This is a genomic window from Bacillus sp. FSL M7-0003 (assembly GCF_038628485.1).
GTDB lineage: Bacteria > Bacillota > Bacilli > Bacillales > Bacillaceae > Bacillus > Bacillus safensis.
Genome location: NZ_CP152024.1, coordinates 3065076 through 3090952 on the forward strand (window position 1 = coordinate 3065076; position 25877 = coordinate 3090952).

24 protein-coding genes are annotated in these 25877 nt (G+C 43.9%); 2 read left to right on the forward strand and 22 right to left on the reverse strand.

Going from position 1 to position 25877, the window contains the following annotated elements; genetic code table 11:
• Window positions 1-4: 4 nt before the first annotated feature.
• The 14 genes from nikA to MHI23_RS15910 all read right to left on the reverse strand — a co-directional run bounded on the left by nikA (window position 5) and on the right by MHI23_RS15910 (window position 15476).
• Entirely contained in the window at window positions 5-1627 is a 1623-nt protein-coding gene (nikA, locus tag MHI23_RS15845; protein ID WP_342492083.1) for a nickel ABC transporter substrate-binding protein, read from the reverse strand.
• A gap of 149 nt (window positions 1628-1776) precedes the next feature.
• A complete protein-coding gene (locus MHI23_RS15850; RefSeq protein ID WP_171464705.1) occupies window positions 1777-2955 on the reverse strand; it encodes an aminotransferase class I/II-fold pyridoxal phosphate-dependent enzyme in 1179 nt (392 codons plus the stop codon).
• Complete coding sequence (locus MHI23_RS15855) at window positions 2955-3641, reverse strand: acetyltransferase (protein ID WP_135031222.1); 687 nt, start codon at window positions 3639-3641, stop codon at window positions 2955-2957. The genes MHI23_RS15850 and MHI23_RS15855 overlap by 1 nt, the downstream gene beginning before the upstream one ends.
• A complete protein-coding gene (locus MHI23_RS15860) occupies window positions 3604-4197 on the reverse strand; it encodes a sugar transferase (protein WP_029707401.1) in 594 nt (197 codons plus the stop codon). Before MHI23_RS15860 ends, MHI23_RS15855 begins: the two co-directional genes overlap by 38 nt.
• A gap of 20 nt (window positions 4198-4217) precedes the next feature.
• Window positions 4218-5732: an MATE family efflux transporter gene (locus MHI23_RS15865; RefSeq protein WP_342492084.1), complete on the reverse strand. Its 1515-nt coding sequence runs from the start codon at window positions 5730-5732 to the stop codon at window positions 4218-4220.
• 28 nt (window positions 5733-5760) lie between these two features.
• The gene (locus MHI23_RS15870) at window positions 5761-6783 is read right to left on the reverse strand and encodes a polysaccharide pyruvyl transferase family protein (RefSeq protein WP_231506873.1); all 1023 of its coding nucleotides are present in this window, start codon (window positions 6781-6783) and stop codon (window positions 5761-5763) included.
• 11 nt (window positions 6784-6794) lie between these two features.
• Entirely contained in the window at window positions 6795-7817 is a 1023-nt protein-coding gene (locus tag MHI23_RS15875; RefSeq protein ID WP_342492085.1) for a glycosyltransferase, read from the reverse strand.
• A 27-nt stretch (window positions 7818-7844) separates the two neighbouring features.
• Window positions 7845-8948, reverse strand: a complete 1104-nt coding sequence (locus MHI23_RS15880) for an EpsG family protein (protein ID WP_342492086.1) — start codon at window positions 8946-8948, stop codon at window positions 7845-7847.
• A 14-nt stretch (window positions 8949-8962) separates the two neighbouring features.
• Window positions 8963-10093 carry a glycosyltransferase family 1 protein gene (locus MHI23_RS15885; RefSeq protein ID WP_342492087.1) on the reverse strand — a complete coding sequence of 377 codons (1131 nt, stop codon included), beginning with the start codon at window positions 10091-10093 and terminating at the stop codon, window positions 8963-8965.
• The gene (locus MHI23_RS15890) at window positions 10086-10925 is read right to left on the reverse strand and encodes a glycosyltransferase (protein WP_073207494.1); all 840 of its coding nucleotides are present in this window, start codon (window positions 10923-10925) and stop codon (window positions 10086-10088) included. The genes MHI23_RS15885 and MHI23_RS15890 overlap by 8 nt, the downstream gene beginning before the upstream one ends.
• Window positions 10918-12066 (reverse strand): glycosyltransferase family 4 protein, encoded by a 1149-nt coding sequence (locus tag MHI23_RS15895; RefSeq protein ID WP_342492088.1) that lies wholly within the window; start codon window positions 12064-12066, stop codon window positions 10918-10920. The genes MHI23_RS15890 and MHI23_RS15895 overlap by 8 nt, the downstream gene beginning before the upstream one ends.
• On the reverse strand, window positions 12032-13906 hold the full coding sequence (locus tag MHI23_RS15900; protein ID WP_342492089.1) for a nucleoside-diphosphate sugar epimerase/dehydratase: 1875 nt from the start codon (window positions 13904-13906) through the stop codon (window positions 12032-12034). The genes MHI23_RS15895 and MHI23_RS15900 overlap by 35 nt, the downstream gene beginning before the upstream one ends.
• A 165-nt stretch (window positions 13907-14071) precedes the next feature.
• On the reverse strand, window positions 14072-14755 hold the full coding sequence (locus MHI23_RS15905) for a CpsD/CapB family tyrosine-protein kinase (protein ID WP_024423527.1): 684 nt from the start codon (window positions 14753-14755) through the stop codon (window positions 14072-14074).
• Window positions 14745-15476, reverse strand: coding sequence for a Wzz/FepE/Etk N-terminal domain-containing protein (locus MHI23_RS15910; RefSeq protein WP_024423528.1), 732 nt, complete (start codon window positions 15474-15476; stop codon window positions 14745-14747). Before MHI23_RS15910 ends, MHI23_RS15905 begins: the two co-directional genes overlap by 11 nt.
• Window positions 15477-15733: 257 nt before the next feature.
• On the opposite strand from MHI23_RS15910, the gene MHI23_RS15915 reads away from it, so the two are divergent.
• The gene (locus tag MHI23_RS15915; RefSeq protein WP_024426096.1) at window positions 15734-16204 is read left to right on the forward strand and encodes a helix-turn-helix domain-containing protein; all 471 of its coding nucleotides are present in this window, start codon (window positions 15734-15736) and stop codon (window positions 16202-16204) included.
• 86 nt (window positions 16205-16290) lie between these two features.
• Here MHI23_RS15915 and MHI23_RS15920 read toward each other — a convergent pair whose 3' ends face one another.
• From MHI23_RS15920 to MHI23_RS15935, 4 genes are all read right to left on the reverse strand, one after another.
• The gene (locus MHI23_RS15920; RefSeq protein ID WP_024423530.1) at window positions 16291-16515 is read right to left on the reverse strand and encodes a phage holin; all 225 of its coding nucleotides are present in this window, start codon (window positions 16513-16515) and stop codon (window positions 16291-16293) included.
• Between the two features lie 143 nt (window positions 16516-16658).
• The gene (locus MHI23_RS15925) at window positions 16659-17558 is read right to left on the reverse strand and encodes an ABC transporter substrate-binding protein (RefSeq protein ID WP_056766841.1); all 900 of its coding nucleotides are present in this window, start codon (window positions 17556-17558) and stop codon (window positions 16659-16661) included.
• Between the two features lie 17 nt (window positions 17559-17575).
• Window positions 17576-18577, reverse strand: coding sequence for an iron ABC transporter permease (locus tag MHI23_RS15930; protein ID WP_024423532.1), 1002 nt, complete (start codon window positions 18575-18577; stop codon window positions 17576-17578).
• Window positions 18574-19602, reverse strand: coding sequence for an iron ABC transporter permease (locus tag MHI23_RS15935; RefSeq protein ID WP_200956586.1), 1029 nt, complete (start codon window positions 19600-19602; stop codon window positions 18574-18576). The genes MHI23_RS15930 and MHI23_RS15935 overlap by 4 nt, the downstream gene beginning before the upstream one ends.
• Window positions 19603-19924: 322 nt before the next feature.
• Here MHI23_RS15935 and MHI23_RS15940 point away from each other — a divergent pair, with 322 nt between their 5' ends.
• Window positions 19925-21334: a polysaccharide deacetylase family protein gene (locus MHI23_RS15940; RefSeq protein ID WP_075623629.1), complete on the forward strand. Its 1410-nt coding sequence runs from the start codon at window positions 19925-19927 to the stop codon at window positions 21332-21334.
• Between the two features lie 216 nt (window positions 21335-21550).
• Here the strand turns inward: MHI23_RS15940 and abc-f are convergent, their stop codons facing one another.
• From abc-f to opp1C, 4 genes are all read right to left on the reverse strand, one after another.
• A complete protein-coding gene (abc-f, locus tag MHI23_RS15945; RefSeq protein ID WP_198527746.1) occupies window positions 21551-23110 on the reverse strand; it encodes an ABC-F type ribosomal protection protein in 1560 nt (519 codons plus the stop codon).
• 332 nt (window positions 23111-23442) lie between these two features.
• Window positions 23443-24213, reverse strand: a complete 771-nt coding sequence (locus tag MHI23_RS15950; RefSeq protein ID WP_041107894.1) for a dipeptide/oligopeptide/nickel ABC transporter ATP-binding protein — start codon at window positions 24211-24213, stop codon at window positions 23443-23445.
• Entirely contained in the window at window positions 24207-25025 is an 819-nt protein-coding gene (locus tag MHI23_RS15955; protein ID WP_041107896.1) for an ABC transporter ATP-binding protein, read from the reverse strand. The genes MHI23_RS15950 and MHI23_RS15955 overlap by 7 nt, the downstream gene beginning before the upstream one ends.
• Complete coding sequence (gene opp1C / locus MHI23_RS15960; protein ID WP_041107898.1) at window positions 24988-25875, reverse strand: nickel/cobalt ABC transporter permease; 888 nt, start codon at window positions 25873-25875, stop codon at window positions 24988-24990. The genes MHI23_RS15955 and opp1C overlap by 38 nt, the downstream gene beginning before the upstream one ends.
• Window positions 25876-25877 lie beyond the last annotated feature (2 nt).

Here is a 25877-nt window from a genome sequence, read left to right on the forward strand (position 1 = left end):
TCTGTTACTTCAGCTTAATGCCTGTGAAAGGATGTTCATCACGATTTGCAGGGAATTCAAAGTCCTTCACAGCTTTTTGATAAACGGCTGTCTTTTTAAAATAAGAGATTGGCACAATTGCCCCTTGATCCTGTAAAGAGGATAAGACAGACGAATACAGTGCTTTGCGTTTCTTTTCATTTGTTGTGGATGGAATTTCCGTCATTTCTTTGATCAGCTTTTCCTTATTTGGATAGGCTGAAATGGCTTCTTTGAATCCAAAACCATCTGATGAAAGAACGTTCATAAATGTATGCGGATCATACGGCGCTCCGTAGTTGCTAAAGAAGTTCATATCAAACTTATTGGCTTTAAAGCGTTGAACCTGTGTGGCCAAATCCACACCCTCAAGCTTGACGCCGACACCAACGGCAGCCCATTCTGCTTGCAGCGTTTCCGCCATGGCTTTTTGAATCGATTCCGCTGAGTCATACATCATACTAAACTCAAGCTTTTTCCCATCTTTTTCACGAACGGATTTTCCTTTTGGAAGTGTCCAGCCCGCTTCATCCAGCAATGCTTTGGCTTTGTCCACATCATATTTGAAAGACCTCACTTGAATGTGTGACGTATACGGCATGTTAGTCGGCAGGATGTGATCTGCTTCATCCTCTAAACCTGAGGTGACCCCTTCTACCATTGATTTTTTATTGAAGGCATATTGAAGGGCATGACGCACTTTCTCATCTGACAGCTGATCCACTTTTGTGTTCATAACAAGCTGTCTCGTTGCAACAGGCTCTGACATTTTCGTTTCATACTTGCCGCTTGCTTCCAGCTGTTTGTAAGAATCAAGGCTAATGGTTCCTTCTCCGTAAAGTAAATCCACATCACCTTTTTCAAAAGCCATGACTCTCGTTTCCGCATCTGGGATGACCTTTACCTTGATTTCTTTTACCTTTGGTTTTTCTCCCCAATAATGATCGTTTCGTTCGAAAATGGCATAATCATCTTTCTTATATGTTTTTAAAACCCAAGGGCCTGTCCCCACTGGTTTTTTAATTCCTTTTGACGTATCTCCGTTTTTAGGGAAACCTGCTTCACCTAAGAAACGAACTGGACGAACAACGGCTAATTCTTGCACAGTTGGATAATATGGTGCTGTTAATGTGAGTTTAAATGTCTTTTTATCAACGGCTTCTGTCTTTTTGATTTTCTTAATGACACCTAACCAGCTATGTAAATCTTTATTTTTTAAAATTGTATCGAAGTTCTTTTTGACAATGTCCGCATTAAATTCAGAGCCGTCTGAGAAAGTCACTCCGTCTCTTAAATGGAACGTATACACCTTGCCATCCTTTGAAACATCCCATGATTTCGCTAATTCAGGTTTCAGCTTACCATTCTTTTGATAGCTGACCAATGGCTCATAAATCATTGATTGCGCAAATAATTGTGATGGGTTGTATACGTGTGGATTCATTTCACCAATATCTCTTGGCCACGCCATTGTGATCATATCAGGATGATCCTTATTGCCTTCTGCTCCATTGTTTGTTTGAGAGCATCCTACTAGTAAAAAGAAAATAAGCAGGAATGGTAATACTGAATTTATTTTAATTTTCGGAAAATTTCTCCAAATAGACATAAGTTGCTCCTCCTAATTGATGCTGATAATCATTTTCATTTTAAGGAGGAAGGAAGCCGTTGTCAATATCATATTTGAAACGAAATGACAATACTTATTCCGATTTATTCCATAAATTGAGGAATTTGATAGAAAGAGAGGCAGGCTGCTTACGAATGAGCAGCCTGTGAAGAGGTAAATGTTTTTTCTCGCAGCATGTCATGGAGTATATGGATGATACGTTCCTGATCTGCATCTGTCATGCTCGTTCCAGACGGAAGACAAAGCCCCCGCTCAAATAACAGCTCAGATACAGGAGTGCCTTTTTCCGCAGTATAAAAAGGGCAGTGACGAAAGAGCGGCTGCTGGTGCAGCGGCTTCCATACATGCCTTGCTTCGATTTGTTCTTTTTCTAAAGCACCAATGATATCTGCTGGAGACAATTGTGTGTCACGATCAATGGTCAATGCCGTCAGCCAGCGGTTGGATTTCGTTTCTTGATATTCTGGCATCAAATGAACACCCTCTACTTCTGATAAAGCGTCCTGATAACGCTGATAAATGCGGCGCTTTTGTTCAACACGCTCGTCCAGCACTTCCATTTGAGCAATCCCGACTCCTGCTAAGAGGTTGCTCATGCGATAGTTGTATCCCATCTCTTGATGCTCATAGTGCATCGCTTGTTCTCTAGCCTGTGAAGCAAGAAAGCGGCATCGTTCAATCGCAGCTTCATCATCACTCACAAGCATTCCGCCCCCTGATGTTGTAATGATTTTATTTCCATTAAAAGAATAGATACCGAACCTGCCCATTGAGCCGCTTTTTCTTCCTTTATAAAGCGCACCTAACGATTCAGCGGCATCCTCAATGACTGGTACATTATATGCTTCACACAGAGCCATGATCTCGTCCATTTTTGCACTTTGCCCATATAAATGGACAACGATGACCGCGCGAGGTTTTTTCCCAAGACGTTTTGATTCAAGCAAGGCTTTCTCTAAAGCAAGCGGGCACATATTCCATGTCTCCCTTTCAGAATCAATAAAAACAGGCTCCGCTTGTTCATATAAAATCGGATTTGCCGTTGCAACAAACGTGAGGGTGGAACAAAAGACAATGTCTCCTTTTTGCACACCTATCAGCTTTAAAGCAAGGTGAATCGCTGCTGTTCCTGAAGATAAAGCCGCTCCTGTCCTCACTCCTGCATAGTCCGCCACTGCCTGTTCAAATTCATTCACAAGCGGTCCAAGCGGCGCAATCCAGTTGCTCTTGAAAGCTTCCTCTATTTTGAAAGTCTCTTTTCCGCTCATATGCGGAGGAGATAAGTAAATTCGCTTCCTTTCTTTCATCACTTCCCACCTTCTCTCCGATCTTTGATTTCTATTGCAGGAATTCCTACAGCGACCTTCTGATCATGTATATCTCTTGTCACTGCCGCTCCAGCGCCAATGACCGTCCAGCTTCCGATCGTTATACCCGGTGTCACCACGGCACCAGCCCCAATATGGGCACCTTCCCGCACGGATACACCGCCAGTCAGCACCGCGCCTGGTGACAGGTGCACAAACGATTCGAGTATACAGTCATGCTCGGCGATAGACCCTGTATTTATAATCGTATGCTCACCGATGGCTGCATCTGCTTGAACCACTGCCCTTGCCATCACAACAGTCCCCCTTCCAATGACAGATGACGGACTCATGACCGCCTCTGGGTGAATGAGTGTGGCATATGCTGTGTCTTCAAATGAGAGGCGTTCCTTCATGAGCTGTCTGATCTCATTTTGTCCGATCGCAATCAGCCATTTCATATGAGGCATTGTCTCTCTCAGCTGCTCACTCATGGAGATCGGTCCATACAAAATCCCGCTTTGAGTGATCGCCTCTTCAAAATGATCATCTAATACCGCATATAATGAGTAATCGGCATGTGCAAAAATGAGATCTTGAATGACTTTGCTATGTCCTCCGGCCCCAATTAAACCAATGGTTTGCTTCTTACATATCGGTTCCTTTAAATTTTTCAGCTGTGGCATGATCCGGCTGCTGCACCCCCTCTGTTTTCATGACTTTCAGCAAGGTCATCCATAAAATTTTCATATCGAGCCAAAACGATTGATGCTCGACATACCAAAGGTCATAGGTGAATTTCTCCTCCCAGGAAAGCGTGTTCCGGCCGTTCACCTGTGCCCATCCTGTTATGCCGGGCTTCACAAGATGACGCCTTGCTTGTTCTTCTGTATACATAGGCAAATACTCCATTAAAAGCGGTCTTGGCCCGACAAGACTAAGCTCTCCTTTGAGTACATTGACAAGCTGCGGCAATTCATCAAGACTAAGCTTTCGAATCAAGGCACCGGTTTTTGTTAATCGCAGATGATCTGGCAGCAGCACCCCATGTTCATCGCGTTCATCGGTCATCGTCCGAAATTTATATAGCATAAAAGGCCGGCCATACAAACCAGGCCGCTTCTGCCGAAACACCACAGGCGTTCCAATTTTCCATCTAATCAGTCCATAGATGAGAAGAAAAAGAAGACTGCCTGCGATGAGCAGCGTCAATGCCACCATCACATCTATCATTCTTTTCATCATTGCATCTCCTTTTCATATTAGCGGGAGACCGCATGTTTTACCTTACGCATCAGCTGCATCCGCTCTCGTTTCGTTCCTGCAAACAGATACAAGTAGCCCATATAGAGAATGAAACAAAGCCCTCCAATACAAAACAGCTCCCACCATGAAGTCACGTTATATACCGCCTGAATCCCCGCACAGATGCCCCAAATAAATAGCCCTCCAGCAAGTGGAACCAGTGTATGCTTGTAAAAGATAGTGCGTTTCTGATTCGTGATCCTGGCCGTATAAAATGGCAGAAACACAATATTTTTAATCAATAAAACCATTGCCCCCGCTGATGCAATGCCATATAAACCAAGCTGTAGCAGATGAGTCAATCCATAGGCAAAAAGCACATTAGACACACCTAATATAAGGGTGACAACTGCAGGAACTTTCAATCGATTAAACACGGTCGGCACATATGTGAGCGGTAAAAACATCAAGGTCAAACATAAATAAGCCGCATGAATCATAAGAAGCCATTTCAGCTCCTCAAAGGCAGGCCCAAGCCATAAAGGCATGAGCGGACCAGCGAGACCTCCTAGAAGTGCGGCTGGGAACGCAACAAATAAGCCGCTCCACTTAATGGCGTTTGCAGCATATTGAATGAGTCCCTCTTTGTCCTGATTCGAATAAAATTTCGTGATCGTTGGTGCAAACACAACGGCCAATGTCCCTGCCAGTGTGCGTAATAATAATGGAAACTGTAAAATTGCCGCATATTGGCCCGTCGCTTCCGCTCCAATGAGCAAGTTGGTCATCAATAAATCAATTTGTAAAAACAGCAATATCCCCATTTGCTCAAATGAATGCCAGACCCCTGATCGAACAAGAGTGAGACTAGACGATAATGAGACGTGCCGCCACTTAAACGAAAACCAAGGGATGAGTTTCTTAAAATAATAGATACCGATTCCCATAGCCGCTAAGCTTCCTATGACGGCCGCAAGCGGGATATGCCAAATGGCTGGTGTCGTCCATGTAAACAGGATGACAATCATCAGCGCCCTCAAAAACATTTGAATCGCCTGTCCAATACTTGATACATAGAGCTTATTCGCATAAAACGGAGCAGCCCCAATGCCAGACATGACGAAATTGAGCATAAATAAAAGACCCCCTAAAATAAAGGCGGTCTGTGTGTCTTTTGCGAGTTGAACAGGTACATGAAGCCATTCAACCAGCTGATGAGACACGAAAAGACAAAGCAAAAAGAGACTAATAGATAGTAAAAACGAACTGACGAAATAGGAAGCGAGATAGCGCTGCGCCTTCTCCATCTCTCCTTTATGAGCCGCCACAGAAAAAAATCGCACAACAACCGCACTTAACGAAGCCGTAATGACCGATAAATAGTTGATCATATTTTGCGTCAGATGGATTAAGCCGAATGCTTCCACTCCAAGTGTATGAACAATATAAGGTGTTAAACAAACAGACATAAGCATCATCAGGACAAACGTGATTAAGTTCGCACTGGCATTATAAAGAAACGCTCGATTCATTGTGCTTTCACGCAGCGTTTAAGAGCCCTCATCCAGCTTCCTCTCCCTTTTGACCGCTTGTTTTCATCAGCTGATGAATAGCCTCTTTCACAGCGGCCTCATTTGGTTCTTTTAAAAGGGTCATAAACGGAAGGTGAGCCACCCACTCAAATCCCTCCATCACCTTATGATCAAACGATCTAAGGACAACACACGGTGTATGAGTGATCGCACAAAAGATCATGCCATGCAGACGATCTGTCACGACGACCTGCGCTTGTTTTAACTCCGTCCACAAAGACGTTAACTCCTCTAAGCGAGTTGTTCGATCGACTCGTCTGCCAATTGTCGTTGTGATCAAACCGACTTGATCATATGTCTCTTGGATATGCTGCTGCAGCTGCTGGCGCTCCTCCTTTGTGAGATATGCTTCTTGATCCTCACGCAGACAAAGCAGAACCCCTTCACGTGTTTCATCCTTTGATGATTCATCTAATGACAGCACCATATCAGGCTGTTTCCACACATTTTGATCAGGAAAATGCTGCTTCATCCATTCATAGGTTGTTTGATCTCTTGCCATGAGGAGCAGTCTTGGATGCTGACTATACGTGTGAATGGCACGGCGTTCCTCTCGTTTCCCTCTCTTTGTTTCTGTAAAATGTACAGTAGCAGGCAGCTGGATCATGGGATAGGACTTGAAGGTCTTGATGATAAATTGTCTCGTCCATTCTTCGTACCGGTATAAATCCCCCATATTGCCCCCACCGATCATACAGACGATGTCTTCTGGATGCCGGCTGCGCTTTAGCGGACGGGCAAGGCGATAGATCTCTTTCATGTCCACTTCTATGATGTCATAGGCTGGAAAGTGTTTCTTTAAAAAACAAAAACTCGCATAGGCAATCGCATGATCCCCTAAATTATCATGGCCCGGCAGCAGCGTGAGAATGATTTTCTTCTGATGACTCAGCTCTGGCAGCCTTTGGCGGCTCAGTTTATACTCAAGCGGATATTTGACCTTTAAGAGCAGCCACTCTGCGGTTTTTGCCTTCAATTGCTGCACTGTCAATCCCATCACCCCTATTTCCTTGTCTGATATTCGATCCATTTTTGATAGCTAGAAGCCGCGGCAGAAAGCGGATAAACCAATCGGCACTTAGCAAGAAATAAAATCATTCGCTTTCGTACTGTGAGCTTCGATGGTTCCACTTGTTTGACGGCATGCTGAAAGGCATCATGTGTGACCATTTCACGCATGTGATCAAGCTTTTCCTGAATAGAGAGATCATTTTGGCTCTTCCATTCGTTGAGCATACAATGAAGCGTATGATTGACGATAAAAAAGTCTAATGCTTTCTCATACAGAGAGATGTCATCATGCTCTTTTAAAAAAGAGCGCTGTGCATGATAAAAGATCAGTCCATGATGAAAATACTGCTTCTGATATCGCTGTACAATAGATGACAGATGAACCCTGTAATAATAAAGAGGCTCATGAACAAAGGCGATACTGCGTGCTAAAGAAAAACAGCGCAGCGTCACATATTGATCTTCAATGTTCTCTAGCTCACCCCGCAGCGGAAATCGAATGTGGTGATTTTCCATAAAGGCACGCCGATACAGCTTATTCCATGAGAATCCAGTCAAGTCTCCGTGTAATAACGCTTTGATTACATCCGTTTTTTCGGCTGAGCGCTTGTCTAACAGCGTCGTTGCTATCGTTCGCTTTGACTGTTCAAATTGAATCCAATACTCGCTCACAACAAGATCTGCCCCGGTCATTTCGGCATTTTCATACATAGCTTCACAGTAATGAGGAGCGAGAATATCATCTGAATCCACAAAGGCGAGATACGTCCCTTTCGCTTCCTCGATGCCCCGGTTTCTCACAGCGCCTAACCCTTGATTGGATTGATGGATTACCCGGAAACGCTCATCACGCTCAGCAAATGCTTCAAGCCATTCACCGCTGCGGTCGGTCGATCCATCATTGATAAGAATGACTTCTATATCGGAAAAACTTTGATCTGCAATTGATTGAAGACATTGCTCCACATATTGACTCGTATTGTAAACTGCGACCAATAGACTGATAGCTGGCATTACAGCATGCCCCACCTTTCTTCAAATCTACTTATTAAATATCGTTCTATACGGCAAAACCGAAGAATCGAACGGCATCAGCATGATGCTGTACAGAATATAGCAAACAGCAATCCCTACATACATAAACACATTAGACCGCTGATCAAAAATGCGTGTGAAATATGGCAGTAAAATGAGCTGATACAAGCCAAAATAAATATGAAATCTTGCATAAATGACATCCTTCGTTGCAAGGATGCCAAACAAGAAACCAAGCAAACAAAAATTCACAATGTAATCACTCTCAGGCGTCAGCTCACGAAGTCGTTTTCGATAAAAGAAAGCAAGCAGAAGCGGCAAAATCAAGACACCAATTTTTGTCACATTCATTCCATTCGTATTCGTTGTGAGCCATTCCTCGTAATGACCATACGAACTGCCTTGCAGCATCACGACAAACACTGAGACAAAACGGTCATAAAGCGCGGTTAAGCCTAAGAAAATCAGGCATAAGAACAGCATCATCCAAGACCAAGCCTTTGTCCTCACAATAAAATACACAGGAATCATGATGAGAGCCGATGAATGAAACAATGAACATACAAGGACGAGCGGAAAATACAATTTCCACTGACCATTGATCACCAACCGGATGGCATAAAAAAGAATCGCTGCCACCATATACTGACGCATGCCATTAAATGACGCATAATAATGAAAGGTCCCAAGAAAAAGCAGCATACTGAGCTCAAATGGACGGCCATATTGAATAAGCGTCTTGATGATAAAAAAATAAGTAATGGCTCCGACTGAGATATACATGATTTGCGGATCATGAGACAGTTGATTAAGCATCCATAAAATAAACGTAAACCCTGGATCCGTTGCGGCCTTATCCACACCGAAGCCGAATATATGCCAAGGCTTTTCGTAGTTGATGGAGAACTCATACATCTGGCCATATGTGACAAAATCGGTTCCTACTTTATACCGAATACCAGCTACGATACAAAGAAACAGAAACGGAAAAAACACCAGAAGCTTATTAGGCCGCCATCCGCTTTGAATCGTATCATCACGCCTGCCGTAAAATGCGGCAAAGCTCGACCATAAATAGACCATGATCATGTTCACCAAATAAACCGCCATCTGCCCTTCCTTCCTTACAGTCCATATAGATTCATCACACGTGTAATATTCTGTTTCACATCAAATCCTCTTTGTTCAAGATGAGAGGTAATCATCTCTTGAAGAGGAGGTTCTGCATGATATGCTTCAAGCACCGCCTGCATCCATTCATGCGCGGACTCTCGCAGGGACATCCTTTTCACAAGCCCGCAGCCTAAATCTACTTCCTCTGTAATATGATCTGAAATCACACAAGGCAGACCAGACGCCTGTGCTTCCACTAATACAAGCGGAAGACCTTCAAACAAGGAAGGCATCACAAATACATCAAATGCTTTCATATACTGTGGAACGTCTGATACGACGCCTGTAAAGACAATGTCCTCCATCAAGCCTGCCTTCTCTGCATACGATTCGACTACTTGCTTCAGCGGTCCATCTCCTACGAGGACAAGCTGAAATGAAACCCCTTGCTTCTTTAAGGTCTGTGCCAGCTCCATAAAAAAAACATGATTTTTTTGCTCATGGAACCGCCCAATATGACCGATGACCATGTTTTTTTCGCGAAGATGGAGCTGCTTTTTCATATCTGCCTTTTCGTCTGGATCAGGCTGAAAAAAAAGAGATAAGTCTATCCCATTTGGAAGCACCTCAACTTGCCCGTTCTGCATTTTTTTCTGTCCAAATAAAAAGACACCGGCATCCTCGCCGCATGCAACAAGCTGTGTAGAGAATGCAAAAATCAGCTGGCGAAATCCTTTGAGCATCATATGATCCAGCCAGTTTGGCGACTGCTTCCACGCTGTATTATGTGAATGGCAAATGCGCACCTTTACACCCGCTAGTTTGGCAGCAAGTGCGGAAAAACCCGTCTGAAAATCCGTATGTGCATGCACTGCCTGATAGGGCCCTGTTTGCCTAATTGTCTTGGTCAATGTTTTCACAAAAGCAACCGGAGAGGACGCCCCAATACTTGGGACGTAAAAGATGCGTCCCCCAAGCCGGCGAATTTCCTCATCATAATCACAGACGTCCTGCCGGTGAGTAATGAAATCAAATTGAAGGACATTCCTGTCGAGTGCACGATAGATGTTCATAATCATCGTTTCAGCTCCGCCGCGGTTCATTCCGCCCACAATATGAAGCACGCGTTTTGGCTCACTCATCTTGAACCGCCCTCCTCTTCAGCATAGACGCCGACAGCTTCCGGCGATGATAAAGCTTCATGATCTTCGGTGACAAGCAGGCACGGACCACCGGCTTTAGAGCAAATAAATAGTCAAGCGGCGACAGCTTTAATAGCCAGCATGCTTTCAAAACGAGCCAGGCATTATCCATCGAATATCGAAACTTTCGCCGCTGAAAGGCCGCTTCATCCTCTCTCACCAAATATAACGGCTCTTGTAAATTAAAACCTTTCCTCCCAGCAGCAAAAAAGCGGATCCAAAGATCGATATCTTCCATCCGCCTTGTTGTTTTTACAGAACGATAGCCTTGTAAAGCCTTGTAAGCAGAAGCCCTCATCATAATGGTCCCATGACAAAAAGGAGTCCCTCTTGCCAACACCTTCCGATCAGGCTCTGAAACAAGTGCCCGCACACCCTTTGTTCCCGTTTCATCAAAAACCGTCATTGCCGTACCGACCACATCATATTCAGGATATGTATCGAGGAAATGAACCTGTTTTTCTAAACGAACAGGCACTGATAGATCGTCGCCATCCTGCCTTGCAATCAACTCTCCCCTCGCTTCAGCCAGGCAGCGATTGAGACTGGCAGCGAGTCTTTGATTTTGTTGATTACGGATCAGGCGAATTCTTTCAGGATGTCGTTTTGTATAAGACAGCACTTTCTCATAAGTGCCATCTGTTGATGCGTCATCACATATGATGAGCTCCCAGTTTTCATATGTTTGATGAAGAATAGATTCAATGCTTTCTTCTACTGTCTCTTGGCAATTGTAGACGCCCATGATCATAGATACCTTTGGTTTATGCATGCTGTATCACCTTCTCTGCTTGATCCATATAGATTGTATAAATTTCTTCCATTGCACTGACCGTCTGCTCCTGTGCAAATGCATGAGCCATAGAACGTCCCGCTTTTCCCATGAGAAGCAGCTGATCTTTTTTGTCGTAGAGCTGCTGCAAGTAATCAGCTAAACTATTCACATCTTGCGGTTTAACTAAAAAACCATTGACGCCATGTTTGACAAGCTCACAATGTCCTCTATTCTCCGTTGCAACCACAGGTTTTTCTGCCGACATCGCTTCAAGCAGGTTCATGCCGAGCCCTTCTCTCAAGCTGGTGGAAACACATACATCGCTCATATGCATCCATTCCTCCATTTGTTTGCAAAACCCAGCAAAGTGGACATGATTTTCAAGATGGAGCTGGCGGGTAAGCTTTTCATAGTTCGGCCTCATTGTCCCTTCCCCGGCAAATACGATCTTTATATTTGGTATTTTCCTAGACAGCTGTGCACATGCTTTGATGAGCATCCCTTGATTTTTATTCGTATTTAATTCACCAGCACACAGCACGATAAAATCTTCCGAGGAAAAGCCATAGGCTGCGCGAAGGCTCTGCTTCTCTTTTTCATCGACAGGTGCGAACCGCTTCATATCCACACCCATACCGGGCACATAATAAACAGATGTCCGTTCTTTTGATAGACGGTCGGCTCTTTTAAAATCTTCTCCATTAATGGTGATCAGAGCGTCTGTATAGCGGGCGAGAAATCTCTCTATTGGATAATAGAGAAGCCAGTTTTGAAGCGGCGCCCCCTGCCAAAAGTGAAAGCCATGTGCCGTGTAAAGAACCTTCGTTCCTTTTTTGCGCGTACCTTTGGCTGCGAGCCTGCCAATGACACTTCCCATTGGTGTGTGGCAATGGATGAAATCATAGCGCTCTTTCGCTAACAGCTTCTTCAGTTCTACATACGCAAGCCGGTTGCGTACATGAAAAGGAGAGCGCTGAATCGGAATTGAGTGAGCTTGATTCACATAGGGCAGCTTCAGCTGGCCGTTTGCCGCTGTATGCACTTCCCATCCTTGTTCCTGAAACCACCGGAAATACGGAAGATGAAAGGCCTTAAAGTGATAATCAACCGTTGCGCAAAACAAGACTTTTTTCTTCATTGGCAAGCGCTTCCTCCTCTCGTGTCATCTGATCGGACAACATATCATGCGACTCAATGGCAGCAAATAATGCTTGTCTCATCTGCTCTTCATTCATCATGTCAAATTCATGGATAAAACGGTTCAGCACATATGGGTCACCATCCAGCGCATGGCCGATATGAATTTTCGGGAAGATTTGCTCCTGTGCTTTTTCATGCTGGTTGAGTAATTCCTCGTACATTTTCTCTCCAGGACGAATGCCTGTGAAAGTGATTGGAATCTGGTCTGTGGTGTAGCCTGAGAGGTGAATGAGGTTTTCTGCGAGGTCCACGATTTTCACTGGCTCCCCCATATCTAAAACAAAAATCTGTCTTCCTTCTGCCAGTGCACCTGCCTGAATCACAAGCCTTGATGCTTCTGGGATGGTCATAAAATATCTTGTCATGGCTGGGTGCGTGACCGTCACCGGCCCGCCTTGCTCGATTTGTTTCTTAAAAATAGGGATGACGCTCCCTCTGCTTCCGAGTACATTTCCAAATCGAACGGCAACAAATTTTGTTTCGCTGCTTGCCCCCATTTGCATGATCAGCATTTCAGCAAACCGCTTTGTGGCTCCCATCACATTGGCAGGGTTGACCGCTTTGTCAGATGAGATGAGGACGAATGTTTCAATGCCGTGCTCGTGTGCGGCTTCTGCGACATTTTTTGTCCCGATAATATTGTTTTTCACAGCTTCTTTCGGACTGATCTCCATGAGCGGAACATGCTTATGTGCCGCAGCATGATAAATCATATCCGGCTGAAATTGACCAACGATTTCACTCATTTTCTGTTTATCTTGAATATCCGCAATTTGTGGATAGAGTCTGATGCTGCCTCCATATAATTCTTTCAGCTCTAGTAAAATAGAATGAATGCTAAATTCTCCATGTCCCACAAGTACAATCGCTTGAGGAGCAAACACACAAATTTGACGGCAGATTTCTGATCCAATTGATCCGCCTGCCCCTGTGACCATGATTGTTTTTCCCTTTAAATGAGCAGATAGACGGCTCGTATCTAATTGAATCGGTTCTCTCCCTAGCAAATCCTCTGGCTGTACATCCCGTAATTGATTCAGCGCATGGGTTCCTTTTAAAATCTGCTCCATTTCCGGCATAATCTGTGTTTTGACTCCGGCCGCGACACATTCCTTATACAGCCCTTTTAAGGTGTGGCTGCTTTTGGACGGAATGGCGATGATAATCTTCTGAATATCCATCATCACGACAGCTGTTTGAATTTGTTCTTTTCCTCCTATAACAGGCAGACCCATAATTTCAAGCCGATGTTTCGTCTTGTCATCATCGATGAAGGCGACTGGCTCAATATGTACATCACTCGATTGCTGAAGCTGACGAACGAGCATGGTTCCTGCTGATCCAGCACCAATAATTAATGCCCGCTCTTTTTCTGCCTGAAGCCGTTTGGCCCCGTCATGAAATAGCCTAGAAGCCATACGAGATGCACCGATGAATAAGATATGAAAAAGCCACACGATGAATAAAAACCGAAATGGCCATGTCTGCACGAAAAGGTACAGCATCGTCATCGAAAATAAAAAAGAACACACAAATGTCTTCATTAAAGAAAATAGCTCTCTTACTCCTGTATAAGCCCATACTTGCTTGTACACATGAAATATGCAGGCAAATAAATGGTGCCCAATGAGTAGACTGAGTGAAGAAATGGCGAGCATTTCAAATGTATAAACGGTTAAAGCCGCCTCTTGGACAAATTGAAAGCCAAAAAAGACGGCAACTAAGATGAGATATGAATCTAGTGCTACGATAATTGATAATCTTTGGGCGTAAGTCAACGCTCCTCCCCCTTTTTAAAGCATCACTATTCTTACGTAACATGGGCATCAAACCCGTCCTCACACCCCACTACTGATGACGAGCATCTAAGGCACCGGTTATGCCCACAGCAGGATCGAGTGCCTCCATTGTTAAAGATTAGGAGACATCACCTATCAATCTTTTTAATACATGTACAGCCTGCCCTTTTTCTCTTTCTTGCCATTTAGCATAGCTCCAAGCAGTTTACTTGTTGTTCCTTCTAATACTTCTTTTGATTTCTTCACAGCAGCAATCTTTGTTTTGCCGCTTAAGACAACGAGAATGCTCCCATCCGTCCGGTTCGCCAAAATCTTTGCATCTGCAACTGGCAGAAGCGGCGTGGAATCAACAATCACCATGTCATATTGCTGTTCAATCTCATAAAATAACTGCTTCATTACAGAAGAGGAGAGCAGCTCAGCTGGATTCGGCGGAATGGTTCCGCTCGGAAGCAGCTCTAAATGCTCAATCGGTGTCGGTAAAATAGCTTCTTCCAAGCTGCAATTATTTAATAGCACATTCGTCAAACCGGTATGATGACTCAAGTCAAAATATTCATGGACGGCCGGCTTTCGCAAGTCAGCATCCATGAGCAGCACCCGCTTGTTCTGCTGTGCAAAAACAGCTGCTAAGTTTGCAGCCGTAAATGATTTCCCTTCCTTCGGTAAGGAGGAGGTCACTAATATCGATTTCAGCCTTGTTTGGATCGATGTGAATTCGATGTTTGTTCGGATCGTACGGAATTGTTCCGCAATGACAGAGTGAGGATTTAATACAGAAATACAGGATAAATCTCTCTTTTCTCTTTTCTTCCTCTTAAAGATCAATGTTCTGTCCTCCCGTTATGACGGACTGCTTGTCTTTTTTGGCCCTCCTGTCTGCCTGCATCTGATAGACACTGCCAAGCGACGGCAATCCGATCTCTTCTCTTATTTGATGTGTTCGTTTTACAGTATCATCGAGTAAATTCATTAAGAAAATGAGTGTCATGCCCCCTAATAAAGAGGCGCCTAGTGCCAGAACGATATGAACGAACTTCCTTGAATTCATCAGAATCGTGTTGGACAGCTTGGCTTCAGACAAAACATTAATGCGATCCATATTCATTGTTTTTTTGATTTCTTCTTGCAGCACCTCTGTTGCGGTATTCGCAATGGCGACTGCCTTCGCGCGATCCTCATCTTGTACAGAAATATTGATGACCTCTGACTCATTTTCTGTACTTGTGGCAATTTTGTGTTTTAGTCCTTCTGCTGATTCTGTGAGATGGAGTGTTTCTTTTACTTTTTCAATGACGATTGGGCTTTTTAATAAAACTTGAAAGGTACGTGTATATTGAAGGTTCATCTGAATATCGTTTAAATCTGCTTGTGCGTCATTGCTGCGTTTATGAACAAGAATTTGAGTGGTTGCCTGATATACAGGAGTCGAGACATAGAACTGATAATAGGCTGAAATGCCCGTTACGATCAGGACAATCAGGATCAGAAGGGCCATTTTCTCTTTAATGACAGAAAACAGCTGCTTAAAACCTATATTCTCATTCATAGATACCTCCCGATTTCATCATAAAAAGGTTATATATGGTTTCTTTTTGTTAATGATTGGATTATAAAAGATAATACCCGCAAAGAAAAATGTCATAATAGGTCTTATAGTTCTTTTTAAAGAACGAAATCGTTCGTTTTCTTTTGTTTACTTCCTGATTCTTACGTTTTTGAATTTTATAAAGAACAATTTATTTCTTATAATGAACGAAAAGGTCGCAGAACTATTCGCCGGTGAGAAGGGAGATCATTGATCGAATGATAGGCAAGGTGATACGCATTTACCGAAAGAGAAAAGGATACTCGATTCAGCAGCTGGCTGAGGATGCTCATGTCTCTAAGTCATATTTGAGCAAAATTGAGCGTGGTGTCCACAGAAATCCATCTGTCCAGTTCTTAAAAAAGGTATCCTCTTCACTAGAGATTGATTTACAAGAGCTGTTTGATGCAGAGACGATGATGTTTCATTACGCTGAGGGTGGTGAACACGAATGGCGGGAGCATATCGTAAGTGCCGTCCAATCAGGCATGCCTAAAGAAGAGCTCTATCAGCTGCTCCAAACGTACCGAAAGGAGCAGGAAGAGAAGTCGTTACATGTCACCCATAGAAAGCTGACGGATTCAAATATCGCAGAGTGGAAGCGTCTAATGAGTGAAGCAAAGGCAATTGGCTTAAGCATTGAGGAAGTAAAAGCTTTCCTCAACAACATGGGAGAACGCCGGGCGTAAGCCTTTCAGGAAGAATGATTGCGGGGAGAGGCGTTTGACGCTTCGATGAAAAAGAGCCTTTGATTCATGAAAGGCTCTTTTTTCTGTTATTCTTCTTTTTTTGTTCGTGCTTTTTTCGTTATATCATTGTTTTTCCAATAGGCCCATAGTGATGTAATTCCCAGAAAGGCCAGTGTGATGAATTGTTGAACGCCTTCTTCATCAATAGGAATTGGGCTTTTTCCTGCAGCAGTTAGCGCACTGTTAACAAGCGCCAGTAAAAGCAGCACAAGCCTTGCAATTGTACCTGCACTAATTTTTTGAACCTCCAACTGTAACCCCTCCCTTTCCTCTTCTCACGGGCGGTATTGCTCGTTCTCTCTCATATGTATGCATCAGCCGAATGAATAGAAGAACGAATCAAAAAAAGAGACATCATTCCTATATGCGGAATGATGCCTGATTTATTTGCTATTTATTTAGAAAACATCTCTTTTGCTTCATCCAATGCCATTTTATTGCCTAGAGCTGAGTAATCGAGCCAAGGCTGATCGGCAATCGGATAGACTTGGTTTTTCTTCACTGCTTTTAGACCCTTCCAAATCGGAGTCTTTTCTAATTGCTTGAATGCCTGCTGCGCTTTATCATCACGGTTGACAACGACAAAGATCGCATCAGCATCATAATCAGGAAGAACCTCTTGAGAAATCACTTCAAATGGGCGCTTGCTGTCCAGCTTTTTCACACCATCGACAGGTGTCAGGCCTAAATCCTCGTATAAAATAGGACCCATTGGGCGCTTCATGCTAAATACGCGAAGCTCCTTTGCTGTCACACGGATCGCCATGACTTTTCCGTTTCCAATCTTTTTCTTGATGAGCGATTTGACCTCTTTTGCTTCTTGATTGTAACTCTTAATATATTGATCCGCTTCTTTTTCTTTATTGACGTGTTTGGCGATTTTTTTCAAATGATCCCGCCATGTGCCATCATTTAAATTAAACACTTCTGTTTTGGCGATCTTCTTATATTTCGATAAGTCTTGTCCGGCTAATTCTTCATCAACATAAATGACATCTGGTTGTAACGCAAGCAGTGATTCCATATCTGGATCAGATGCAATGCCGAGCTTTTTCGTCTGACTCAGCTGCTTTTTCGCATGTGGAAGGAAATCTTTTAAGTCTCCTCCTACAACAGAGCCCGCCGGTTTGATACCGAGTGCTAACAAGTCATTTGTTAAATGAATAGACAAGGAAGCAATCTTTGGTGTGCCATTGGTCTTTTCATTTGTTGTATTTTTTGTTTCCTGTTGTCCGCAAGCGGCAAGCAGCAAGAAACAGAGCGTTAATCCAATTACTAGTAGTTTTTTCATGATGAGTTCCTCTTTCATATTTATTTCGTTTTAGTTAATAAATAGAGAAAATACGGGGCACCGATAAAGGCCACGACCACACCCGCCGGTATGGCATTTGGAGCAAAGATGGAACGTCCGATTGTATCGGCACTGACCAAAATCAACAAGCCAAGCAGCGCACTAACTGGTAAAAAATACTGATGCAGTGAACCGACGAGCCTCCTAGCCAAATGCGGGGCGACGAGGCCAATAAAGCCAATACCACCTGTCATTGAAACACTTGCACTCGCGAGGCCTACCGCTAAAGTCAAGAGGAGAAGACGTTTACGCTGGACACGTACACCTACACTTGAGGCGACAGCATCTCCTAATGTCAATGCATTGAGCGTGTTCGTCTGCATCAGCGTAAGCGGCACAAGGCATACAATCCAAGGCAGAAGCGCCAGCACATGAATCCAGTCTCTCCCCCATACATTGCCCACAAGCCACCTTGAAGCAAACGTGTATGTATCTTCATCCAGCTTCAATGACAAATATAAGGTGAGTGCACTAAATCCCGCAGCAACCGCAATGCCAACTAAGATCAGCCGGATAGGAACAAGCCCTTCATGCCGGTCATATGCAAGAAGCACGATGACCGCTGCCGCAAGCAGTCCGCCGCCAAACGTAAAGAGCGGAATAAGAAGAGACGGATTGCCTTCAAGTGCGTGAAAATATGTCACAAACACAATTAAGCCAAAGGCTGCCCCTGCATTCAATCCAATAATCCCAGGATCGGCCAGCGGGTTACGGGATAAGCTCTGCAAAATGCCGCCAGCAATGCCAAGACCAATACCAGCTAACATCGTCACCACAATTCGAGGCAGACGATAGTCAAACAGCACCGTTTCACTTTGGAAATCTCCAAAGCCAAATAACGTCTTGACGACCATGACAGGGCTTAGTTTCAGCGTACCGGTATTTAAACTATACAGCACAACAGCCGCACTCAGGCAAAGCAAAACGAGTGTCACGACAAGAGCACGCTGTTTCTCTCTCATGACAGGTTCCTCCCTTCTTTTCTGGCAATGTATAAGAAGAAAGGAACACCAACAAGTGCCACCATCACGCCAATGGCAAGCTCTCTTGGCGGATTGACTGTTCGGCTGGCAAGGTCTGCAAAGACAAGTAGCATTGCGCCTAATATCGCTGACATCGGAATAACGAAACGATAGTCTACACCAACAAGCTTTCGTGCAATATGCGGGATGACGAGACCGACAAACCCAATCGACCCGACTGCTGATACAGAAACCCCTGCTAATAACACAGCAGCGGTCATTCCTAGTATTCGCACTTGTCGTGTTTTCACCCCTAAATTTGCCGCTGTATCTTCACCGAGCGATAGTAAGGAAAGTGACCGGCCTAATAGCATTGCCCATAAGATCACAATCAGAATAACCGGGGCGAGAATCGTCAGCTGCGGCCATTTCATACCAGCTACCCCGCCTGCATACCAAAAAGCCAGATCCTGACTCAGGTCAAAATAAATCGCGATCCCAGAGCTGAGCGCATGAAGCAATGCCGCTACAACCGCCCCTGCCACAGTGAGGCGCAGCGGTGTCAATACGCCGCCAGCCGCACCAATCGCAAAGATCAGCAGCGTACTGAGCACAGCACCAATAAAGGAAAAAAACATCAGTGCCGAATAAGGTATTCCTGGAAAAAAAGCAAAACAGAGAGCGACCACAAACATCGCACCTCCATTAATGCCCAAAATCCCCGCATCTGCCAGTGGATTTCTTGTGATGCCCTGCATAAGAGCACCCGCTACGGCAAACGCCGCTCCCACTAGAGCTGCCCCTAAAACACGAGGGAGTCTTAATTCATGGATGATCTGCTGCTCTGTCACATTTGACTGGTAGTCAAATACAGCTGTCCAAACCGTTTGCAGAGACAATGTTTTTGCACCGTATGACACAGCAAAAAACATGGCAGCCGCTAAACCAATAACGGCGAGAAAAAATATCAAAAAGAACAGAATATGTGATGATCGTTTTTGTTGAGGTGTTCGCTTATCCTGCAAAATCGGTGTCATCCTTTTCTTCATTAAAAGTCAGTTTGAAAATGAGAATCATAATCAACAAAATTATAGCCGCCAGTCTCTAAAAAATCAATGTACACCCTATTTTTTAATTAATGAAGGTATGTGCGGAGCAGAGAAAGGAGATTTCTTTTTGACGCTTAGAACGGCCTATCATTTTTTCTCATAGTTTAATAGGAAAATAGTTGACATTTCGCATGATTATCCCCTAAAATTACAAAAGTAAGTCAAATGTTATGAAAATATTACAAACAGATGTCAAACTAATAAAGAATGACCCGTCATGAGAGGAGATTTGAAAGTTGTGTCAGTAAAGGGAAAATGGAGTATCGTCCTATTTGCGCTTGCAGTCGTCATTGGAGCAGTTGCTTTCTTTCAAAATCAACAAGCAAGCGGTACAGAGAAGAAAAATGTAAAGCAGGATACGAACTATAAAAACGTAGAAATTGTCACTCTCGTAAATGACGGGAAATTTATGAGATATGCAGTCAACTATCCTCTTTTTCATCAAAAAGAGCTAGATGACAAGATTCAAAGCTATGCCAATTCAGCATTAGAGCATTTCAAAAAAACATTCAGTGAAGCAAAGGATATTGATGAAAATAAACGCTATGAACTGAATATTGATTATGAAATGGTGCATTATGCGAAGCAGTCTGCTGCCATCCGCTTTACGACCTATACGTATACTGGCCAGCAAAGTGGAACCACCAATCATCTCACGATTAACTTTGATTTTCAGAAAAAAACCTTTCTTGACACCAAAGATTTATTTCTGCCTAAAACCAATTATTTAAAGAAATTATCCTATATTACATATACAGAGCTTCGAAAGGATAAAACCTTATCTAAGGATCAGCCTCTCCTTCAGAAGGGAACAGCCCCTGATGCTCAAAACTTCAGTCAATTTGCCTTGAAAGACAAATATGTAGAATTTTATTTCCCTGCATCTCAAGTAGCCGCAGAGGATCTTGGGCCGCAAACACTCGCAATCAAAAAGACATTGCTGAAGGACATATTAAAGCCAGATTATATGGATAAACTCAAAAATAAAAATGAAATGAAAGAACCGAATCCAAAAAGAAAAGCCGTCAAGCTGCCGCAAAAATCAAAGCTTGACCCGAATAAAAAAGCCATCGCACTCACATTTGACGATGGTCCGAATCCAGCGACAACCTCAAAAATTTTAGATGCGCTGAAGGCAAATAAAGGACATGCCACCTTTTTCGTATTAGGCAGCAGGGTGCAATATTACCCTGGAATGCTTGCCGATATTTTAAAAGGCGGGAATGAGATCGGAAACCATTCCTACAATCACCCTTTATTAACAAGACTGCCTTTAGAAGAAGCGGTGAAACAAGTGAAGGACACCCAGCAGCTGATTGAGAAAGCAAGCGGATATACACCTACGCACTTTAGACCACCATATGGCGGTACAAATCAAGATATCAATCATGCAATTGGGATGAAGGTCACTTTGTGGGATGTTGATCCTGAAGATTGGAAAATCCGCAACAGCCAGCAGATCACAAACCGCGTTCTCTCACATGCAGCAGATGGCAGAACAGTGTTAATGCACGATATTTATGAAAGCTCAGCCCAAGCAGCAGTAAAGATCATCCATGAACTCACCAAACAAGGCTACCAGCTCGTCACAGTGAGTGAACTTGAACAATTAAAAAAAGAACGACATGAACAAACCCCTGTAGAGTAAACAGGGGTCTCAGATTGTTGACAAAGGGCTAAAATGATCTTTATTTTAGCCCTTTGTCTTCTTTTCAGCGTGATGGAAAACCTTTGAAGTCTAGGAAGGACGAGTACTGGAGCGGAGCGAATTGTACATTCGTGAGCACCGGCACGCAGGACTGACAAAGAATGCGAGGGTTTGTCCGCGCGCTGAAACCCCTGTAGAGTAAACAGGGGTTTTCTTTTATGCCTCCAAAGACTTTTTTTGTTTCAATAATGCTTGAAATGTCTCTTCAAGCTCTTGCGACGGCTCAATACTTAAACGGCTGAGCACTTCAGACAGCTGCATATCAATTAACAGAAGCTCCTCTTCTCTATTTGTCACAGCTGGTTTTTCTTCCTTTTGTTTATAGGCTTCATATGTGCCGTCAAATGCTTCAATACGTTCCTCATGAATATGGAAAATATGAGTGGCAACCTCCTCAATCAGCCTGCGATCGTGGGAAACAAACACAACGGTACCTGGGTAATCTTTCAATAGACCTTCAAGTGCTTCAACTGCCGCCAGATCTAAAAAGTTCGTCGGTTCATCCAGCATGAGAACATTGGCATCACTGACGAGTAAGGAAGCAAGCATCGTCTTCACCCGTTCTCCCCCGCTTAATACATCAACAGGCTTGTGCACATCATCCCCTCTAAATCCTAGTCTCGCCAAAACCGTTCGAACCACTGTTTCATCTTGAACCGCCTCTTTCAGCGCATTTTGTAAAATCGATTCATCTACCTTCAATCCTGACAGATCCTGACGAAAATAGGCTAGCTTGACAGCCTCTGAACGAGTAACTCCGGGATGTCCATTCACTAACATACGGAGAAATGTCGTTTTTCCGCTCCCGTTCTTTCCGATAATGGCAACTTTGTCTCCGCCCCTCACTTCCACATTCGCCTGCCTCCAAAGCACTTTATCTCCCGCCTTGCCATCTACATTTTCCACTCTCAAAATGGTACGGCTTGCTGTTTCCTTCATCGTATGCTGAGTCATTTGAATGGGCTGAATGTCCTTTACCTTCTCCACCTTTTCTAATTTCTCCATCCTTGTTTCAATGGATTTGGCTGTTTTTTGCAGTTTTTTTTGCTTATTTGCATAGTAGGGCTTTGCAATTTTAGGTCCTGAGGATTTCACCTTTTGGGAGGGCTTTGTCGCTTTGTCCGCCTTTTTCTTTTTCTTTTCCAGTGCATGCTCTAACTGTTTTTTCTTTTGTGTATAAGCTTCATACGCTTCCACCTGCTGACGATGTGCCAGCTCTTTTTGCTGTGCAAAATGCGTGTAGTTGCCTTTGTAATGATGAAGCTGCCCATGATCCAGCTCCCAAATCTCCGTACATATTGCATCTAAAAAAGCACGATCATGCGAAACAACAATGAGAGCTCCTTGATAATGACGCAGCTTTTCTTCCAGCCACTCAATGTGCTCCGTATCCAAATGAGTGGTCGGTTCATCTGCTAATAAAAGGGCAGACGGCCGGCTTAATGCTCTTTCAATATAAGTCTGGGTCATTTCACCGCCACTCTGTCTGCCGTCTCCTTGTTTCAATTGAGGAAGCAGCGTACAGACCGCTGTGGCGGCAACCGTGCCGCTGTCTGGTGTTTCCTGTCCTGCCAGCACATGCAATAAAGTCGTTTTTCCGCTGCCATTTATCCCTACAAGACCAATGCGGTCACCTTGATGGATGGCGAGCTCCTCAATATCAAATAACAAGCGATCTTTTCGAAATACCTTTAACTGATTGGCTTTTAATAACATCCAATCCTCTCCTTTCGTATCAGGAGACATGAAAAAGCCTCCCATTCTCAGAATAGGAGGCAAAATGGTGTACAAAAATAAGCGGATTGATCCAGTATGGTGTGCCGTTCCTATTTGAACACACACATCCCACGTATCAATCACTTCATTTTTTGATTCCCAAGCTGTACCATCCTATTCCGAAGCTAAAAAATGAAAACGCAGCAAACATGGCAAACGGATCGTTTGCTCACTGCCTTCGTTCGTTCATTTTGCTTACAGGTCATAGGATTAGTACTTCATTGCATTGGGTCACCCTTCCGTCGTTTGTTACGTATACGATAAAAGATTGGTTATTTTTTGTCAAGCTGAAATGGCATAAGTGAGTCGATTAACTGGAGTGTAAATGGATGGGACACTTCAAACAGTTCGTCCTTTTTGCATTCTTCCACTAGGCTTCCTTCATGTAAAAATAGAAGGCGGTCACATAGATACACCGCTGCTTCTACATCATGAGTAATGAGAAGCATGGTCATGTCTAGCTCTTGTTTTAATGTCTCAAGCAGCTCCAATATTTGTACTTGAACAGAGACATCCAGTGAGCTCAAGACTTCATCTAGTATGAGAATGGCTGGATGCGTCGATATGGCTCGTGCGATGCACACTCGCTGGAGCTGACCACCGCTTAGCTGGTGAGCATATTGATTCAGTACAGACGAGGGCAGTCTGACTTGCTCAAGTAATGACAAAACCTTCTGATCCAGATTCTGACTCTGCTTTAACAAACGCATCGGTTCTGCTATGATCTCTTTCACCGTAAAGGAGGGATGAACAGAAGATAGATAATCCTGAAAGACAACACTCATTTTCCCCCGGTTCATCCTTCGCCATTTGTCAGCTGTCATACCATCAATCTGTACCTCGCCTCCATCTATTTTTTCTAAACCGAGCAGGATACGTGCCAATGTACTTTTGCCACTTCCGCTCTCACCGACTAATCCGGCACATTGTCCTTTTTCGATTTGAAACGAAACATTTGATATGCGGTCTTTTGGTTTCTTTTGATTTGAAAAAAGACCTTTCTTCTCACCGTGTTTGACTAGATCGAAAGCTGTGATCAACATGGAAACGCCTCCACTCTCTTCTGCTGCCGCAGTGCTTCAGTAGGGGCAGATAATCGAAGCCTCGTCTCAAGTAAATGCTTTGTTTGGGGATGCTCGGGTGATGTGAACACTTCCTTGGCTGACCCATGCTCAAGCATTACTCCTTGGTGCATGACCATCAACTCATCAGCGATTGCCTGAACGACGCCTAAATCATGCGTTATGACGATCAAGGTAACACCAGTTTCTTCCTTTAGACTGTGTAATTGTCTGATGACCTCACGCCCATTAAAGGCATCAAGTGATGCAGTTGGCTCGTCTGCAATGATCACGTCTGGAGAAAGCATCATCGTGATGCCAATCATCACACGCTGAAGCATTCCTCCAGACAGTTCATACGGATACTTTTTCATCAAATCATATGGATTTTTTAAATGGACACGTGTAAGCCCAGCCATAGCATGTGCTTTCCCTTCTTTCCCTCGTAAGCCCAAATGCTGCTGAAATGTTTCCACCATTTGATGACCTATCGTTTCGATAGGGTTGAATGCATTCATGACATCCTGTGAGATGAAACCTATTCGTTTACCCCGCCATTGATGCGCTTCTTGATTTGTTAATGTTTTGCCGTCAAAAATGATCGTTCCTTCCACTTCTAGCGAAGGGGCGACAAGATCAATTAACGCTTTGGCGACAGTTGATTTTCCACTGCCACTTTCTCCAATGACGGCTAAACAGCGTTGTTGATGTAAAGAAAATGTGATATTCGTCACTATATTCTTTTGCTGCTGTGGATCATGTACGGACAGATTTTTTACGTCGATTAAAGGCAAATGGCCTCACCCCTTTCTTTCTGGTATGATGCATGGCAGGATTCGCGGCATGCTGAAGGCTGTCTCCTAAAAAGCTCAACGCCATGACCACAAACAAGATGGCAAGTCCAGGCGCAAGCATATGGGCTGGATGTGTCACCATGACATTCTTCGCCTCGTTGAGCATCATGCCCCATTCTGGTGTAGGCGGACTCACACCTAATCCAAGAAAAGACAGTGCTGATATATTTAAGATCACCCAGCCCGCATCAAGTGTCGCAAAAACAGCAATTTCTCCTGAGATGCGAGGAAATAGATGTCTCCTCAATATGTAAAAGGGTTTGCCGCCAGTCACCTTTGCAAATTGAACAGAAGGTTCATTCGCATATTGAAGGACAGACGACCGAATCATTCTTGTATACCAGGCCCATTTCGCTAGGACATTCGCCAAAATAATATTGAATAGTCCAGGTCCGAGTATTCCCACAACCGCAAGAATCATCACCTCTGCTGGAAAGGACAGCATGACATCACACAGCCTCATCAAAACCCCATCCACCTTTCCTCGAAAGAAACCTGCCATGAGTCCAAGTGCGCTGCCAATGAGCATCGTGATACACATGGTCAGCATAGCTGCAAGCATTGTTGTCCGAATGCCATATAAAAGCCGCGATAATACACATCTCCCTAGATGATCCGTTCCGAGTGGGTAAGTAAGACTGATACCGGCATATTTTTGGAGAATGTTCGTATTTGTTGGATCATGTGGTGCTAACATTGGAGCAAACAGTCCAGCTAATGCGACAAGCGCTAACAGCCAGATTGAAAGAATCGCCATACGGTCTTTTCTTAATTGATGCCACCCTATCATTG

Bases quoted from the DNA above. Each gene is read 5' to 3' on its own strand.
- nikA (WP_342492083.1), bottom strand. From the start codon at position 1,627: ATGTCTATTTGGAGAAATTTTCCGAAAATTAAAATAAATTCAGTATTA.
- MHI23_RS15850 (WP_171464705.1), bottom strand. From the start codon at position 2,955: ATGAAAGAAAGGAAGCGAATTTACTTATCTCCTCCGCATATGAGCGGA.
- MHI23_RS15855 (WP_135031222.1), bottom strand. From the start codon at position 3,641: ATGCCACAGCTGAAAAATTTAAAGGAACCGATATGTAAGAAGCAAACC.
- MHI23_RS15860 (WP_029707401.1), bottom strand. From the start codon at position 4,197: ATGAAAAGAATGATAGATGTGATGGTGGCATTGACGCTGCTCATCGCA.
- MHI23_RS15865 (WP_342492084.1), bottom strand. From the start codon at position 5,732: ATGAATCGAGCGTTTCTTTATAATGCCAGTGCGAACTTAATCACGTTT.
- MHI23_RS15875 (WP_342492085.1), bottom strand. From the start codon at position 7,817: ATGCCAGCTATCAGTCTATTGGTCGCAGTTTACAATACGAGTCAATAT.
- MHI23_RS15880 (WP_342492086.1), bottom strand. From the start codon at position 8,948: ATGGCGGTTTATTTGGTGAACATGATCATGGTCTATTTATGGTCGAGC.
- MHI23_RS15885 (WP_342492087.1), bottom strand. From the start codon at position 10,093: ATGAGTGAGCCAAAACGCGTGCTTCATATTGTGGGCGGAATGAACCGC.
- MHI23_RS15890 (WP_073207494.1), bottom strand. From the start codon at position 10,925: ATGCATAAACCAAAGGTATCTATGATCATGGGCGTCTACAATTGCCAA.
- MHI23_RS15895 (WP_342492088.1), bottom strand. From the start codon at position 12,066: ATGAAGAAAAAAGTCTTGTTTTGCGCAACGGTTGATTATCACTTTAAG.
- MHI23_RS15910 (WP_024423528.1), bottom strand. From the start codon at position 15,476: ATGAATGAGAATATAGGTTTTAAGCAGCTGTTTTCTGTCATTAAAGAG.
- MHI23_RS15915 (WP_024426096.1), top strand. From the start codon at position 15,734: ATGATAGGCAAGGTGATACGCATTTACCGAAAGAGAAAAGGATACTCG.
- MHI23_RS15930 (WP_024423532.1), bottom strand. From the start codon at position 18,577: ATGAGAGAGAAACAGCGTGCTCTTGTCGTGACACTCGTTTTGCTTTGC.
- abc-f (WP_198527746.1), bottom strand. From the start codon at position 23,110: ATGTTATTAAAAGCCAATCAGTTAAAGGTATTTCGAAAAGATCGCTTG.
- MHI23_RS15950 (WP_041107894.1), bottom strand. From the start codon at position 24,213: ATGTTGATCACAGCTTTCGATCTAGTCAAACACGGTGAGAAGAAAGGT.
- opp1C (WP_041107898.1), bottom strand. From the start codon at position 25,875: ATGATAGGGTGGCATCAATTAAGAAAAGACCGTATGGCGATTCTTTCA.